Genomic DNA, 14,041 nt, shown 5'->3' on the forward strand with positions numbered 1-14,041 from the left:
GGCCGGGGAGGCGTTCGGGGGCGCGTTCGGGGTGATCGGGCCGGAGGGGGCCGCTGGTCGTGCGCTCGACCTGCGCGCCGACGGCACGCTCGACGTCGCCTTCGGGGCCGACGACCTCGCGGCGCTCGACGACCTGGCGGCGTTCATGGACAAGCTGGGGCTGCGGGTCGAGCGGCTGACCGGGCGCGAGTGCCGGCGTCTGGAGCCCATGCTGGCCCCTTCGGTGCGCGGCGGGCTGCTGGCCCCCGGTGACGCCTGGGTCGATCCGCGCCGGGTCACGGCGGCGCTGCTGGCCGCGCTCGACCGGCTGGGCGTGCCCGTGGTGCGGGCGCGGGTGACCGGCCTGCTGCGCGACGGCGACGCCGCTCCGGGCGCCGCGACAGGCGCTGGGACCAGCTCTGGCACCGGCGCTCTGACCGGCGGTGGGATCAGCTCTAGGACCGGCGCTGGGATCGGTGCTGGGGCAGGCGGTGCGGCAGGACCTGTGGCGGGAGCCGTGACAGGTGCTGTGACAGGGGTGCGGCTTGAGGCCGTGCTCGGTCAGCCTGAGCCGGCGGTGCCGGAGATCGCGGCCGAGCGGGTGGTGCTGGCCGCCGGGGCGTGGAGCGGGGAGCTGGCCGACGTGCCCGTCCGGCCGGTCAAGGGGCAGATCATGCGGTTGCGCTCGCCGCAGCCGCTGCTCGGCCGGTGCGTACGCGGGATGGTGCACGGCGCGCCCGTCTACCTCGTCCCCAGGGGCGACGGCGAGCTGGTGCTCGGGGCGACCCAGGAGGAGCTGGGGTTCGACACCCGGGTGACCGCGGGCGGGCTCTACGAGCTGCTGCGCGACGCCAGGGAGCTGGTGCCGGGCGTCACCGAGCTGGAGGTCGCCGACGTGGTCGCCGGGCTGCGTCCGGGCACCCCCGACAACCTGCCGATCATCGGGGCGGGCGAGGTCCCGGGGCTGGTGCTGGCGACCGGCCACCATCGGGGCGGGGTGCTGCTGGCCCCCCTGACGGCGGCCCTGGTCACGTCGGCGGTGCTGACACCGTCCACGACGCCCCCGTCCGCGACGTCGAGGCCCCCGACGGCGGCCCCGACAACGGCCCAGACAGGCACACAGGCCGCGGCCCAGGCGGCGGTGCAGACAGGCACGCAGCCGGCGGCCCAGGCGGCGGCCCAGGCGGCGGCTCGGGTGGCGCGGGTTTCGACGGGCGCGGGGATTCTGACGGGTGAGGAGGGCGAGCTCGCCGCGCTGTGCTCGCCCGCGAGATTTCGGGATATTTCATGATTGTGACGATCAACGGCGCCGCGCACGAGGTGGCCGACGGCACCACCGTGGCCCAGGCCGTACGGACGCTGACCACCGCCACCACCGGCGTGGCCGTGGCCGTGAACGACGAGGTGGTGACGCGGAGCTCGTGGGAGACGACGGCGCTCGGCGACCGCGACCGCGTCGAGGTGCTGACGGCGGTGCAGGGTGGATGAGCTGATCATCGCCGGGGAGAAGTTCGCCTCCCGGCTCATCATGGGCACCGGCGGCGCGCCCTCCCTGGAGGTGCTCGACCAGGCCCTGGTCGCCTCGGGCACCGAGCTGACCACGGTGGCCATGCGGCGGCTCGACCCGGGCGCCCGCGGCTCGGTCCTGGACGTGCTGCGCCGCCGCGACATCAAGGTGCTGCCGAACACCGCGGGCTGCTTCACCGCGGGCGAGGCCGTGCTGACGGCCCGGCTGGCCCGCGAGGCCCTGGGGACGAACTGGGTCAAGCTTGAGGTCATCGCCGACGAGCGCACGCTGCTGCCCGACCCGATCGAGACGTTCGACGCCGCCGAGCGGCTGGTGGCCGACGGGTTCGTGGTGCTGCCGTACATCGGCGACGACCCGGCGCTGGCGCGGCGGCTGGAGCAGGCCGGCTGCGCGGCGGTGATGCCCTTGGGCGCGCCGATCGGCTCGGGGCTCGGGATCAGGAACCCGCACAACATCGAGCTCATCGTGGAGTCCGCCGGGGTGCCGGTGATCCTCGACGCCGGCATCGGCACGGCCAGCGACGCCGCCCTGGCCATGGAGCTGGGCTGCGACGCGGTGCTGCTGGCCACGGCGGTCACCCGGGCGCAGCGGCCCGAGCTCATGGCCTCGGCGATGAGGGCGGCCGTGGCGGCCGGACGCCAGGCTCGGCAGGCGGGCCGGATCCCGCGCCGGCGCTACGCCGAGGCGTCCTCACCGACGACCCCCTAAAGGCGCCCCAGAGACGCCCAGGAGACGGCCGGAGACACCCCGGAGACACCCCGGGGACGCCCCCGGGAGACGGCCCGGAGACGCCCGCGCGAGACGGCCCCGGAGACGCCCCGGAGACGACCTGGTGATCCCCTGGAGATCCCCCTCCGAGACCGCCGGAGGGACCGGCTCGCGCCGGCCCTTCCGCCGGTCGGGGCCGCTCTCGCGGGAACGTCTCCGCATCGGTTTCGGGCGCGTGGGCCCTGCCGGTGGCAAAACGCCCGTAAACTCAGGGGGGTGGTGGATAAGACGACTGCGGACCCCCTGGTCGGGCGGCTCCTCGATGGGCGTTACCGCATCGAGAGCCGGATCGCCCGGGGCGGGATGGCGACCGTCTACCTGGCGCTCGACGTCCGGCTGGATCGCACTGTCGCGTTGAAGGTCATGCACCGCTCGCTCGCCGAGGACCCGGCGTTCGTCCGCAGGTTCATCGGCGAGGCCAAGTCGGTGGCCAGCCTGTCCCACCCCAACGTGGTGCACGTCTTCGACCAGGGCACCGACACCGACGTCGTCTACCTGTCGATGGAGTACGTGCCGGGCCGCACGCTGCGCGACATCCTGCGCGAGCGCGGCAGGCTGCCCGCCCGCGAGGCGCTGGAGATCATGATCCCGGTGCTGGCCGCCCTGGGCGCGGCCCACCAGGCCGGGATGGTCCACCGCGACGTGAAGCCCGAGAACGTGCTGATGACCGACGACGGCCGGGTCAAGGTCGTCGACTTCGGGCTGGCCAGGGCGATCGAGGCGACCAACCAGACCCGTACCGGCGTGATGATCGGCACGATCGGCTACATGTCGCCCGAGCAGGTCACCACCGGCGGCGCCGACGTGCGCAGCGACGTCTACGCCGCCGGCATCATGCTGTTCGAGCTGGTGACCGGGCAGCAGCCCTACGACGGCGAGACGCCGATGTCGGTGGCCTACCGGCACGTGCACGACACGGTGCCGCCGCCGTCGTCGCTGGTGCCCGAGGTGCCGCCGCTGATCGACACGCTGGTCGGGCACGCCACGGCCCGCGAGCCCCACGACCGCCCGGCCGACGCCACGGCGATGCTGGTCGAGGCGGTCGACGCCCACCGGATGCTGCCCCGGCTGAGCACCCCGCCGGCCATGACGGCCGTGTTCAACCAGTCGATGCCGCCGCGGCCGAGCGGCGCGGGCGCCCCGTCGATGCCGCTGGCCGCGCCGGCGCACACGCTGATCCAGCCGCGCGCCGAGGTGACGCCGCCGGTGTCGCCGCCGCCGTCCAGGCGTTCGTTCAGGCCCAACTGGTTCCTGGTCCTGCTCGCCGCGGTCATGGTCGTCGCGGTGGCGGTGACCGGCTGGTACTTCTCCCAGACCCAGTACGTGCAGGTGCCCGACCTCGTCGGCCAGAACGTGGTGGTCGCCGAGCGCGCCGCCACGAGCAAGGGCTTCAAGGTCAACAAGGTCGCCGGCGAGTACAACGAGGACACCGCCGAGGGGCTGGTGCTGCGTACCGACCCCGAGGGCAAGACCGAGGTGGAGAGCGGCAGCACGATCACGCTGGTGCCCTCGCTCGGCCCCAAGCGGGTGATCGTCCCCAGCGTCAGGGGCCTGACCAGCGACGAGGCCCGCGTCAAGATCGCCGAGGCCGGGCTCACCGTGGGCAGCGTCAAGCGCCTGCCCAACGGCGAGGTCGAGCGGAACAAGGTGATCCGCAGCTCCCCCGAGGCCGGCGAGAAGGTCAAGGAGGGCGCGAAGGTCGGCATCTTCGTGAGCGCCGGCATGGTGATGCCCGACGTGACCGGCATGCCGAAGGACGAGGCCGCCGCCTACCTCGGCGGCCAGGGCTTCGCGGTGCAGGTCAACGAGGTCGACGACGACGCCGAGCCGTGCACGGTCATCGCCCAGGCGCCGAAGGCCAAGTCCGAGGTCGACAAGGGCACCCCCGCGATGATCACGGTGGCGCGCTGCCAGACCGACTTCTGGGACTGGTTCAAGGGCGACAACGAGGCCCGCGACGACCAGGAGTTCCGCCTGGTGCCCGCGGTCATCGGCAAGAACGTCAAGGACGCCAAGTCGGAGCTGGAGTCGCTGGGCTTCCACGTACGGGTCCAGCGGCTGGCCAACGGCGGCGTCGTGCAGTACCAGCGGCCGTTACCGAACAGTGAGCGGCCGCCCGGCGCGACCGTCTTCCTCTGGCAGTAGCGCGCCGGGTCAGGCCAGGTGCCCGTGCAGGCGCACCCTGGCCAGCCCGCCGTCGGGGTAGATGTCGACCCGTACGTGGGTGACCGGTTCGGGGTGGCCGAGCCGGAAGCGGTGGGGCGTGTCGGGCTGCAACCGGGTCTTCGGCAGCAGCGTGACCTCGCGCCCGCCGGACAGCCCGGTGAGCGCGACGTGGCCGGGGGCGTTGAAGATCAGGTTCGTGGTGTCGATCTCGGCCAGGCGCACCAGGCCCGGCCCGGCCAGGCGGATGAGCAGCCAGTCGTTGCCCGGCCCGCGGCGGCGCGCGGTCTCCCAGCCCTCCGCCTGGTGGCGGGCCAGGCCGGGGGCGATGACGTTGTTCGGCGCGGAGTAGAACTCGTCGGAGCAGGCGGTGACCAGGCCGCCGTTCTGGAGGGCGGCCAGGTCGAGGCTCAGCCCCTCGTAGACGGACAGGTCGGGGCGCACCTCGCCGTGCACGCGCAGGCGGGCGATGCCGCCGTCGGGGTACATGTTAAGGCGTACGTGGGTGTAGCGGGTGTCGTCCCCGGTGACCTCGACGTGGTGCTCGGCGTCGCCCTTGAGCGCCGTCCTCGGGACGATCTCCGTCCAGTCGGCGGCGGCCAGCTCGGCGGGCGAGGGACGGCCGGGCACGGCGGCGGCCTCGACCGAGGCGTACGGCGGGTAGTTGCCCTTGAACCAGGCCGTGTCGATCACCACGCCGCGGATCGCGCCCGGCAGGCCCAGCCTCACCAGCGCCCAGTCGTGGCCGGGGGTGCGGCGGCGGCGGGTCTCCCAGCCGTCGTAGACCTGGCCCTTGTTGCCGAACGTCTCGGCGCGGAAGCCGGGGCGGCCCGGCCTGATCAGGCTCTCCTTCTCGGCGAAGGACTCGTCGCTGGCCGCCACGACCGCGCCGCCGAGGGTGCGCAGGGCCAGGTCGGGCAGGGCGGTGAAGCCGGGCATCTACTGCTCCCCGAGGATGAGGCGGCCGTGCGGCTCGCCGTCCACGGGACGGCCGCGCAGCCAGGTGGTCAGCACCGCGCCCTTGAGCACGCGGCCGTGGTAGGGGGTGACGGGGTTGCGGTGGTGCAGGCGGGCGGCGTCCACCGGGTTGTCGGCGTCGGGGTCGAAGGCGACCAGGTCGGCGTCGCCGCCGGGGCGGATCGCGCCCTTGCCGGGGATCGCGGCCAGCGCGGCGGGGGCCGACGACATCCAGCGGACGACGTCGGCGAGGGTGTGGCCGCGCCGGGCGGCCTCCGTCCAGACCGCGGACAGGCCGAGCTGGAGGGAGGCGACACCGCCCCAGGCGGCGGCGAAGTCGGGCACCTTCAGGTCGGCGGGCGAGGGCGAATGGTCGGAGACGACGCTGCTCAGCACGCCGCGGGCCAGGCCGTCCCACAGCAGCTCGCGGTTGGCCCGCGAGCGGATGGGCGGGCAGCACTTGTACGCCGTGCGCCCCTCGGGCACCTGTTCGGCCTCCAGCGTCAGGTAGTGGGGGCAGGTCTCGGCCGTGACCGCCACCCCGTCGGCCTGGGCCCGCGCCAGCACGTCGAGGCATTCGGCGCTGGAGACGTGCAGGATGTGCACGCGCGCGCCGGTCTCGGCGGCCAGCGCGACGACCCGCGTGACCGCGCTGCGCTCGGCGGCTCCCGGCCGCGACTCCAGGAACTCCCGGTACGTCGGCCCGCCCGGCTCGGCCAGCAGCTCGGGGTCCTCGGCGTGCACCACGACGAGCCCGCCGAACCCGGCGACCTCGGTCAGCACCGCCCGCAGCTCGGCCGTGGCGAGCGGCGGGAACTCCTCGACGCCCGACGGGGACATGAAGCACTTGAAGCCCCGGACGCCGCGCTCGTGCAGCGGCCGCAGCTCCTTGAGGTTGCCGGGGACCGCGCCGCCCCAGAACGCCACGTCCACGTGGCACTGCCCGCGGGCGGCCCGCAGCTTGGCCTCCAGCGCCTCCACGCTGACGGTCGGCGGCAGGGAGTTGAGCGGCATGTCCACGATCGTGGTCACGCCGCCCGCGGCGGCCGCCCTGGTGGCCGAGGCGAAGCCCTCCCAATGGGTCCGGCCCGGCTCGTTGACGTGCACGTGCGTGTCCACCAGGCCGGGGAGCAGGGGCAGGTCGCGCAGGTCGATGTCCTCGGCGGCGTCGAGGGGCTCGGCGTAGTCGTACAGGGCCTGGACGCGTTCGCCCCGTACGGCCACGGCCGCGGCCCGCTCCCCCTCGGGCGTGACCACCCTGCGGGAGCGGACGACGAGGTCGTGAACGGTCATCTGCCCTCCAAATGCTCGGCGGCCACCCGGGCGGCCAGGCGTTCCAGGAGCGGGCCGGCCTCGGCCATGCACCGGGCCGGGTCGGGCTCCAGGTCGGTCAGGGCGTAGGCGGCCTCGATGCCGGCGTCCTTGAGCTCGGTGTCGCCGAGGGTGCGCCGTCCGCAGACCGCGACCACCGGCACGCCCGCCCTGGCCGCGGCCTGGGCCACGCCGATCGGCGCCTTGCCGCGCAGGGACTGCTCGTCGAGCGAGCCCTCGCCGGTGATCACCAGCCGCGCGCCCTGGACGAGCGCGCCGAAGCCGAGCAGGTCGAGCAGGTATTCGATGCCGGGCCGCAGCTCGGCGTGGAGGAAGGCCAGCGCCGCGAACCCGACGCCGCCCGCCGCACCCGCCCCGGGGGCTCCGGCCACGCCCATGGCGCGCGGGGTGTCGTCGTGCTCGACGGCGCCGACCAGGCCGTGGGTCTGGGTCGCGACGGCGGCCAGCCGGGACAGGCCCGCCTCCAGCACCTTGACGTCCTCGGGGCCGGCGCCCTTCTGCGGCCCGTAGACGGCGGCGGCCCCGTGCGGGCCGAGCAGGGGGTTGTCCACGTCGCTCGCCACCACGAACTCCACCCCGGAGACGTCGGCGAACCCCGACAGGTCGATGCGGGCCAGCCCGCGCAGCGCGGCGCCGCCGTCGGGCAGCTCGGCGCCCTCGTCGTCGAGCAGGCGGGCGCCCAGCGCCCGGACCATGCCCGCTCCCCCGTCGGTGGACGCGCTGCCGCCGAGCCCGAGGACGACCCGCCGGGCGCCCCTGCGCAGGGCGTCGGCGATCAGCTCTCCGGTGCCGTAGGAGGTGGCGGTCAGGGGGGCCGGCCCGGCGGGCAGCCGCCGCAGCCCCGACGCCTCGGCCAGCTCGACCACGGCCGTCGGCGTGCCGCCGGCCGCCCGCCAGGCGTACGCCGCGCTCACGCGTTCGCCGGTGGGCCCGGCGACCTCCACGGTGACGCGGTCGAACCCGCAGGCCACGGCCGCCTCGACGGTGCCGTCGCCGCCGTCGGCGACCGGCAGCTCGACCGTGGGCACCCCGAGCCCCGCCGACACCCGGGCCGCGACCTCGGCGGCCGTGAGGGAGCCCTTGAACTTGTCGGGTGCCACCAGAACCTGCTTTACCACTACGAACTCCCACAAGATGCTGAACAATGGCCGGACACGCCTTCCTGCCCGGTGCGAGCGGGCAGGAAGGCGTGACTCATCATCACATCAGCCCCCCGGCCGGCGGCGGCCGAGGGTAGGCGCCCTCAGTGAAAGGTGCCCTCAAGGAAGGTGCTCTCAGTGAAGCAGGCGCCCGCGCCCGCCGCCCATGGGCCGCGAGCACGAACCTGAGCTGTTCTGGCGGGTTCTGAGGTGTGTGATCCTCCAATTAGGCTCACATCCCGTAAGGAGGCGTTTGATGCGCATATCTGAGCGGGAGAGGCGGCGCCGGCTGGGCGTGCGCCACAGCCTGGCGGCCAAGGCGGCGACCCCGGAGGAGGCGACGGCGTCCGTGGTGGCGCTGCACGCCACCGACCCGGCGACGGTGTTCCTGTCGGCGGGCGCCCGGCTCACCGCGCCCGGGACCGCGCCGGTCGAGCGGGCCCTGTACGAGGACCGCACGCTGGTGCGCATGCACGGGATGCGCCGCACGGTGTTCGTGGTCCCGGCCGCGCTGGTGCCCGTCGTGCACCACTCCTCCACGCTCGCGGTCGCCACGAGGGTGCGCAAGGCGCTGGTCAAGGAGCTCACCGCGGCCGGCGGCTGGGACGAGGCCTGGCTGGCCGACGTGGAGTCGTCGGTGCTGCGCGTCCTGGCGGCGGAGGGCACGGCGACGGCGGCCCGGCTGGGGGTGCTGGAGCCGCGGCTGCGCGAGCAGTTCCGGGTGGCCGTGGGCAAGCCGTACGAGGCCGTGCACAGCGTCGGGCAGCGGCTGATCACGCTGATGGGCATGGAGGGCCGGCTCGTCCGCCAGGGCCGCCCGTCCGGCTCGTGGACGAGCACGCAGCACCTGTGGGCCGTCGCCCCGCCCATGGACGCGACCACGGTCCCGCAGGCCCAGGCGGAGCTGGTGCGCCGCTGGCTGGCCGCGTTCGGCCCCGGCACGGAGGCCGACGTCAAGTGGTGGACCGGCTGGACGCTGCGCGAGGTGCGCGCCGCGCTGGCCGCCGTCGGCGCGGTCGAGGTCGAGCTGGACGAGGGCGCGGGATACGTCCTGCCCGGCGATCTGGACGAGACGCCCGAGCCGGAGCCGTGGGCGACGCTGCTGCCCGCCCTGGACCCGACGCCGATGGGCTGGCAGGGCCGCGACTGGTACCTGCCGAAGGAGCACCGGGCCGAGCTGTTCGACCGCAGCGGCAACGTCGGCCCGACTGTGTGGTGGGACGGGCGGGTCGTCGGCGGCTGGGGGCAGCGGCCCGGCGGCGAGATCGTGTGGCGGGCCCTCACCGACCTCGGCTCCGACGCCGTGGCCGCCGTGGAGGCCGAGATCGCCGGTCTGGCCTCCTGGCTCGGCGGCGTGCGGATCACGCCCCGCTTCCGCACGCCCCTGGAGCGCGCGCTGGCGGAGTAGGACGTCAGGAGACGACGCGGATGAACTCCTCCAGCGAGTAGCGCCCGTCCTGGTCGGAGTCGGCCTCCTGGCTCAGCGCGCCGAGGGCCTCGGCGGGCAGGTCGGGGAAGTGCCGCTTCAGCTCGGCCTCGCTGACGAAGCCGTCGCCGTCGGTGTCGATCTCGGCGAAGGTGCTCTTGAGCTGCGCCAGCCGCTCACCGGGGAGTTCTGCCGACACGGGACCGCCTTTCGGTACTGAATGCCACGTTCCGGACATTCACCACCCTAGTGCTGGACCTCCCTGCCCGCCGAGTGCCCGCGCTCGGCCGCCAGCCGCATCAGCCTGCGGTGGGCCTCGGCGCCCGCCCGTCCGGCCGCGTCGTGGGACGTCGTCCGCAGCTCGCCGTCCTCGACCACGGTCCGGCCGCCGACCAGGACGCGGGCCACCGGCGGCGGGGGCCCGAACACCAGCGCGCACACCGGGTCGGCCACGGCGGCGGTGAAGGGCCCGCCGGTCCGCCACAGGACGACGTCGGCCAGCTTGCCCGGCTCCAGCGAGCCGAGCTCGGCCTCCCGGCCCAGGTTGCGCGCCCCGCCCAGGGTGGCCAGCTCCAGCGCCTGGCGGGCCGACAGCGCGCGGGGGCCGTACCTGGCCCGCTGGAACAGCAGGGCCTGCCGCATCTCCCCGGCCAGTGAGGTCAGCTCGGCTGAGGCGCTGCCGTCCACGCCGAGCCCGACGTTCACGCCCCGGCGCAGCATCTCCGACACGCGGGCGATCCCGGAGCCGAGGCGGCCGTTGGAGGAGGGGCAGTGGGCCGCGCCCGTGCCGGTGCGGGCGAGCTTGGCGATGTCGGCGTCGCTGAGGTGCACGGCGTGCGCGAGCCACACGTCGGGCCCCAGCCAGCCGAGCTTGTCCATGTAGTCGACCGGACGCAGGCCGAACCGCTCGACGCAGTGCTCGTCCTCGTCGAGCGTCTCGGCCAGATGGGTGTGCAGGCGGACGCCCTTGGCCCTGGCCAGGGCCGCCGACTGGGTCATCAGCTCGGCGCCGGCCGAGAACGGCGAGCACGGCGCGACCGCGACCCGCACCATCGAGGACGGCGACGGGTCGTGGTGGGCGTCCACCGCCTCGGCCGTCGCGGCCAGCACGTCGTCGAGCTCCTCGACCACCTCGTCCGGCGGCAGCCCGCCCTGCGAGCGGCCCAGGTCCATCGAGCCGCGCGCCGGGTGGAAGCGCAGGCCGATCTCCCGCGCCGCCTCGACCTCGGCCGCGAGCAGGTCGCCACGGCCCTTGGGGAAGACGTAGTGGTGGTCGCTGGAGGTGGTGCAGCCCGACAGCGCCAGCCAGCCGAGCCCGGCCGTGGCCGCGCCCCTGACGACCTCGGCGTCCATGGCGGCCCACACGTCGTAGAGCGCCACCAGCCACTCGAACAGGGTGGCGTCCTGGGCCAGCCCCTGGGAGGCCCATTGGTAGAGGTGGTGGTGGGTGTTGACCAGGCCGGGGGTGGCCAGGCAGCCGGAGCCGTCCACCCGCCGGGCGCCGGGGATGGCGGGCGCGGGGCCGGGGCCGAGGGCGGCGATCCGGTCGCCCTCGACGACGAGGTGGCCGGAGGGGATCTCGGGGCCGGCGACGGGCGCGATGTGCACGTTCTCGATCAACAGGGTCATCGGGACGCCTTCCGCGCGGCGGCCAGCCGGACCGCGTCGAGGATCTTCTCGTAGCCGGTGCAGCGGCACAGGTTGCCCGCCAGCGCCTCGCGGATCTCCGCGTCGGACGGCCGGGGCACGCGTTCGAGCAGGTCATGGGCCTGTACGACGAGCCCAGGGGTGCAGAACCCGCACTGCACGGCCCCGCACTCGGCGAACGCCTCCTGCACCGGGTCGAGCCGGTCGCCCGCGGCCAGCCCCTCGACCGTGCGCACCCGCCGCCCCTCGGCCTGCCCGGCGGCGACCAGGCACGAGCAGACCGGCAGCCCGTCGAGGTAGACCGTGCACGAGCCGCACTCGCCCTGCTCGCAGGCGTTCTTGGAGCCGGGGAGCCCGATCCGCTCGCGCAGCACGTACAGCAGGCTCTCCCCCTCCCAGACGTCGTCCACGCTGTGGGCGCGGCCGTTGACGGTGACGTTCAGGCGCATCAGGCGGCCCTTCTCGCGAGGTGGTCGTTCCAGGCCCAGGTGAGGGTGCGCCGGGCCATCACGCCGACCGCGTGCACCCGGTAGGCGGCGGTGCCGCGCACGTCGTCGATCGGCGCGGCGGCCCGCGCGCACAGCTCGCCGAAGCGGGCCAGCAGCGCGGGGTCGAGCGGGGCGTGCCAGTCCAGCTCCCGGGCCAGCAGCTCCTCCGCCTCCAGGGCGCGGCGCGGCGTGGGCGCGGCCGAGCCGATCCCGGTGCCGACCCGCCGCTCGCCGGGGTGCAGCGCGACCGCGAACGAGCACACCGCGATCACCATGGCGTTGCGCGTGCCGACCTTGGAGAAGTACTGGGGTCCCTGGGCGGGTTCGACGCGCACGGCCCTGATCAGCTCGTCCGGCTCCAGGGCGTTGCGCTTGACCCCGAGGTAGAACTCGGCCGCGGGGATCAGCCGGGTGCCGCGCTCGCGCGACTCGACCTCGACGACCGCGCCCGCCGCCAGCAGCGGCGGATGGCTGTCGCCCGCGGGCGAGGCCGCGCCGAGGTTGCCGGCGACCGTGCCGCGGTTGCGGATCTGCGGCGAGCCGACCGTGCGCGCGGCCTGCGCGAGCCCCGGCAGCACGCCGCCCAGCTCGTCGACGACCGTGGCGTACGTGACCCCGGCCCCGATCCGGCAGACCCCGTCGGTCATGCCCCATTCACGCAGCTCGGCCACCTGGTTGAGGTCGAGCAGCGCCTCCGGCCTGCGCACGTCGAAGTTGATCTCGACCATCACGTCGGTGCCGCCCTGGACGGGCAGCGCTCCGGGCCGGTCCGCCTTGGCGGCCAGCGCCTGCGCCCACGTGGTGGGCCGCAAGAAGTCCATCGTCCTCACTCCCAGGCGAATCCCGCGTCGGGTGCGTCCTCACGCAGCACACTGCCCTCGATCAGCCCGTAGGGACGGTCGGCGGCGTAGAAGACCTCGTTCTCGTTGTCCAGGCCGAACGGCGACAGGTCGACCAGGAAGTGGTGCTTGTTCGGCAGCGTCAGCCGGACCTCGCAGACCTGCGGGCAGGTCGTCAGCACCCGCTCGCCCATCGCGTAGAGGGTCTGCTGCAACGACAGGCTGTGCGTCTGCGCGAAGGCGTCCAGCAGGCAGGCGCGCACCTGCGCGTACGGCGGGCGCTCGCCCGTCCCGGCGTGCCGCCAGCGGGCGGTGACCGCGGTGGCCAGGACGCGGTCGGTCGTCGGCTGGAGGGTGGTGTACTCGTCCACGAGGTAGCCGTGGAACTCCGAGCCGGTCGAGTTCAGCACGACCAGGTCCGTCAGGCCGGACACGACGGTGGTGCGGCCGTCCCTGTCGTGGTGGACGACGCAGGTGCGCACCTCGCCGCCGTCGCGCACGAAGGAGTGCCGCGACTCGCCGGGGATGCGGTTCCAGGCGTACTCCTCGATCTCCACCCGCGCGTGATGGATGGACGGGTGCGCGGAGACGTAGTGGCGGGCCAGTAAGAGGGCGAAGTCCTCGATCTCGCCGACGCCGTGCTTCCTGGCGAAGGCGTAGGCGGTGTTCTTCTGCGTGTCGGTGGGCAGGACGGCGGCGTTGCTGCCGTTCCTGTGCACCTCCTCCATGTCGCCCGACAGCGCGGTGCTGACGTTGATGTCCTTGAGGTGGTGGACGGCCCCCTCCCTGACCACGTGGACCAGCCTGGTCTCCGCCTTGCCGTAACGGTTGGGGCCCAGCTTGACGGTCATCTAGCTCCCTCGGTAGGTGGAGTAGGCGTACGGGCTGAGCAGCAGCGGCACGTGGTGGTGCGCCGCGGCGTCGGTGACGGTGAAGGCGATGACGACCTCGGGGTAGAAGGTGTCGGCCAGGTAGGCGCCGGTGTCGAAGACGACCCGGTGCACGCCCTCCTCGGTGTCCCAGCCCTTGATCCGGCCGTCGTCGTCGGTGCTGCCCCGGGCCAGCACGCGGCCCTCGTGCTCCAGCCGGACGCCCACCCCGGCGGCCGGGCGGCCCGAGACCGCGTCCAGGACGTGCGTCGAGAAGCTCATCTCCCCTCCCCTTCCATGAGCTTCCCCAGCCGAAGCCGGGTGATCTTCACCAGTTCCTCGCGGACGACCCCGCGCTCGGTCTCCTCGTCGTTGTCCAGCCGGGCGCGCAGCCGGGCCAGCAGCTCGGCCCCGCTCAGGCCGGCGGCGCAGACCAGGTAGACGTACCCGAACCGCTCCTCGTACGCGCGGTTGCCCGCGGCCAGCGCGGCCCGCAGCTCCTCGGCCCCCGGCGCGTCCGGGTGCGCGCCCGCCTGCTCCTGGCGTGACCAGCGCGACTCCCGGCCGTCCCCGGACGGGCGTTCCCCGATCCGCGGGTGGGCCGCCAGCGCCTCCAGGACGTCGGGCCACGTCAGCTCGCGCACCGCCGTCTCGGCGGCCTCGGCGAGCCGTTCGCGGGCGGCGTAGGGCCTGCGGGCGGCCACCGCCGCGGCGAACGCGCGGGAGGCGCAGCAGGCCAGCAGCTCCGCCTCCGCCTCCGAGCGCGGCCGCCGGTTGAACCCGGCCAGGGAGTTGGACATGTCAGCAGTACACACACGGGCCTGGTTCCCGGTCCATCCGTGAGAACTCCCAAGTACGCAACGGGATGGCCAGGACTTTTCGTGTCATGCTCCAACCCGGCCCCGG

The 14,041-nt window shown here is 74.4% G+C and carries 15 protein-coding genes; 5 read left to right on the forward strand and 10 right to left on the reverse strand.

Annotation, left to right across the window (positions count from 1 at the left end; all coding sequences use genetic code 11):
* Positions 1 to 31: 31 nt before the first annotated feature.
* From ACWCSD_RS10910 to pknB, 4 genes are all read left to right on the forward strand, one after another.
* A complete protein-coding gene (locus ACWCSD_RS10910; protein WP_449914128.1) occupies positions 32 to 1,270 on the forward strand; it encodes an FAD-dependent oxidoreductase in 1,239 nt (412 codons plus the stop codon).
* Entirely contained in the window at positions 1,267 to 1,467 is a 201-nt protein-coding gene (gene thiS, locus ACWCSD_RS10915) for a sulfur carrier protein ThiS (protein ID WP_352331034.1), read from the forward strand. The genes ACWCSD_RS10910 and thiS overlap by 4 nt, the downstream gene beginning before the upstream one ends.
* A complete protein-coding gene (locus ACWCSD_RS10920) occupies positions 1,460 to 2,215 on the forward strand; it encodes a thiazole synthase (RefSeq protein WP_397162194.1) in 756 nt (251 codons plus the stop codon). Before thiS ends, ACWCSD_RS10920 begins: the two co-directional genes overlap by 8 nt.
* 279 nt (positions 2,216 to 2,494) lie before the next feature.
* Positions 2,495 to 4,420 carry a Stk1 family PASTA domain-containing Ser/Thr kinase gene (pknB, locus tag ACWCSD_RS10925; RefSeq protein WP_397162195.1) on the forward strand — a complete coding sequence of 642 codons (1,926 nt, stop codon included), beginning with the start codon at positions 2,495 to 2,497 and terminating at the stop codon, positions 4,418 to 4,420.
* A gap of 9 nt (positions 4,421 to 4,429) precedes the next feature.
* Here the strand turns inward: pknB and alc are convergent, their stop codons facing one another.
* Genes alc through ACWCSD_RS10940 form a run of 3 tightly spaced genes read right to left on the reverse strand, consistent with a single transcriptional unit; the run spans position 4,430 to position 7,827 of the window.
* A complete protein-coding gene (gene alc / locus ACWCSD_RS10930) occupies positions 4,430 to 5,377 on the reverse strand; it encodes an allantoicase (RefSeq protein WP_449914105.1) in 948 nt (315 codons plus the stop codon).
* The gene (allB, locus tag ACWCSD_RS10935; RefSeq protein ID WP_449914106.1) at positions 5,378 to 6,688 is read right to left on the reverse strand and encodes an allantoinase AllB; all 1,311 of its coding nucleotides are present in this window, start codon (positions 6,686 to 6,688) and stop codon (positions 5,378 to 5,380) included. It abuts the gene before it with no gap.
* Positions 6,685 to 7,827 (reverse strand): glycerate kinase, encoded by a 1,143-nt coding sequence (locus ACWCSD_RS10940; RefSeq protein WP_449914108.1) that lies wholly within the window; start codon positions 7,825 to 7,827, stop codon positions 6,685 to 6,687. Before ACWCSD_RS10940 ends, allB begins: the two co-directional genes overlap by 4 nt.
* Before the next feature lie 295 nt (positions 7,828 to 8,122).
* Here ACWCSD_RS10940 and ACWCSD_RS10945 point away from each other — a divergent pair, with 295 nt between their 5' ends.
* Positions 8,123 to 9,274, forward strand: a complete 1,152-nt coding sequence (locus ACWCSD_RS10945; RefSeq protein WP_449914109.1) for a winged helix DNA-binding domain-containing protein — start codon at positions 8,123 to 8,125, stop codon at positions 9,272 to 9,274.
* Positions 9,275 to 9,278: 4 nt separating this feature from the next.
* Here ACWCSD_RS10945 and ACWCSD_RS10950 read toward each other — a convergent pair whose 3' ends face one another.
* Genes ACWCSD_RS10950 through uraD form a run of 7 tightly spaced genes read right to left on the reverse strand, consistent with a single transcriptional unit; the run spans position 9,279 to position 13,935 of the window.
* Positions 9,279 to 9,491 carry an EF-hand domain-containing protein gene (locus ACWCSD_RS10950; RefSeq protein WP_357967865.1) on the reverse strand — a complete coding sequence of 71 codons (213 nt, stop codon included), beginning with the start codon at positions 9,489 to 9,491 and terminating at the stop codon, positions 9,279 to 9,281.
* 47 nt (positions 9,492 to 9,538) lie between these two features.
* Positions 9,539 to 10,921 carry an 8-oxoguanine deaminase gene (locus ACWCSD_RS10955; protein WP_397162200.1) on the reverse strand — a complete coding sequence of 461 codons (1,383 nt, stop codon included), beginning with the start codon at positions 10,919 to 10,921 and terminating at the stop codon, positions 9,539 to 9,541.
* The gene (locus ACWCSD_RS10960; protein WP_352353219.1) at positions 10,918 to 11,388 is read right to left on the reverse strand and encodes a (2Fe-2S)-binding protein; all 471 of its coding nucleotides are present in this window, start codon (positions 11,386 to 11,388) and stop codon (positions 10,918 to 10,920) included. The genes ACWCSD_RS10955 and ACWCSD_RS10960 overlap by 4 nt, the downstream gene beginning before the upstream one ends.
* The gene (locus ACWCSD_RS10965; protein WP_449914111.1) at positions 11,388 to 12,248 is read right to left on the reverse strand and encodes an FAD binding domain-containing protein; all 861 of its coding nucleotides are present in this window, start codon (positions 12,246 to 12,248) and stop codon (positions 11,388 to 11,390) included. The genes ACWCSD_RS10960 and ACWCSD_RS10965 overlap by 1 nt, the downstream gene beginning before the upstream one ends.
* Positions 12,249 to 12,253: 5 nt before the next feature.
* Complete coding sequence (gene pucL, locus ACWCSD_RS10970) at positions 12,254 to 13,117, reverse strand: factor-independent urate hydroxylase (RefSeq protein WP_387666252.1); 864 nt, start codon at positions 13,115 to 13,117, stop codon at positions 12,254 to 12,256.
* Positions 13,118 to 13,417: a hydroxyisourate hydrolase gene (uraH, locus tag ACWCSD_RS10975; RefSeq protein WP_364331632.1), complete on the reverse strand. Its 300-nt coding sequence runs from the start codon at positions 13,415 to 13,417 to the stop codon at positions 13,118 to 13,120.
* Positions 13,414 to 13,935 (reverse strand): 2-oxo-4-hydroxy-4-carboxy-5-ureidoimidazoline decarboxylase, encoded by a 522-nt coding sequence (gene uraD / locus ACWCSD_RS10980; RefSeq protein WP_449914113.1) that lies wholly within the window; start codon positions 13,933 to 13,935, stop codon positions 13,414 to 13,416. Before uraD ends, uraH begins: the two co-directional genes overlap by 4 nt.
* Between the last annotated feature and the right edge of the window lie 106 nt (positions 13,936 to 14,041).

It is taken from the genome of Nonomuraea sp. NPDC001684 (assembly GCF_053596515.1).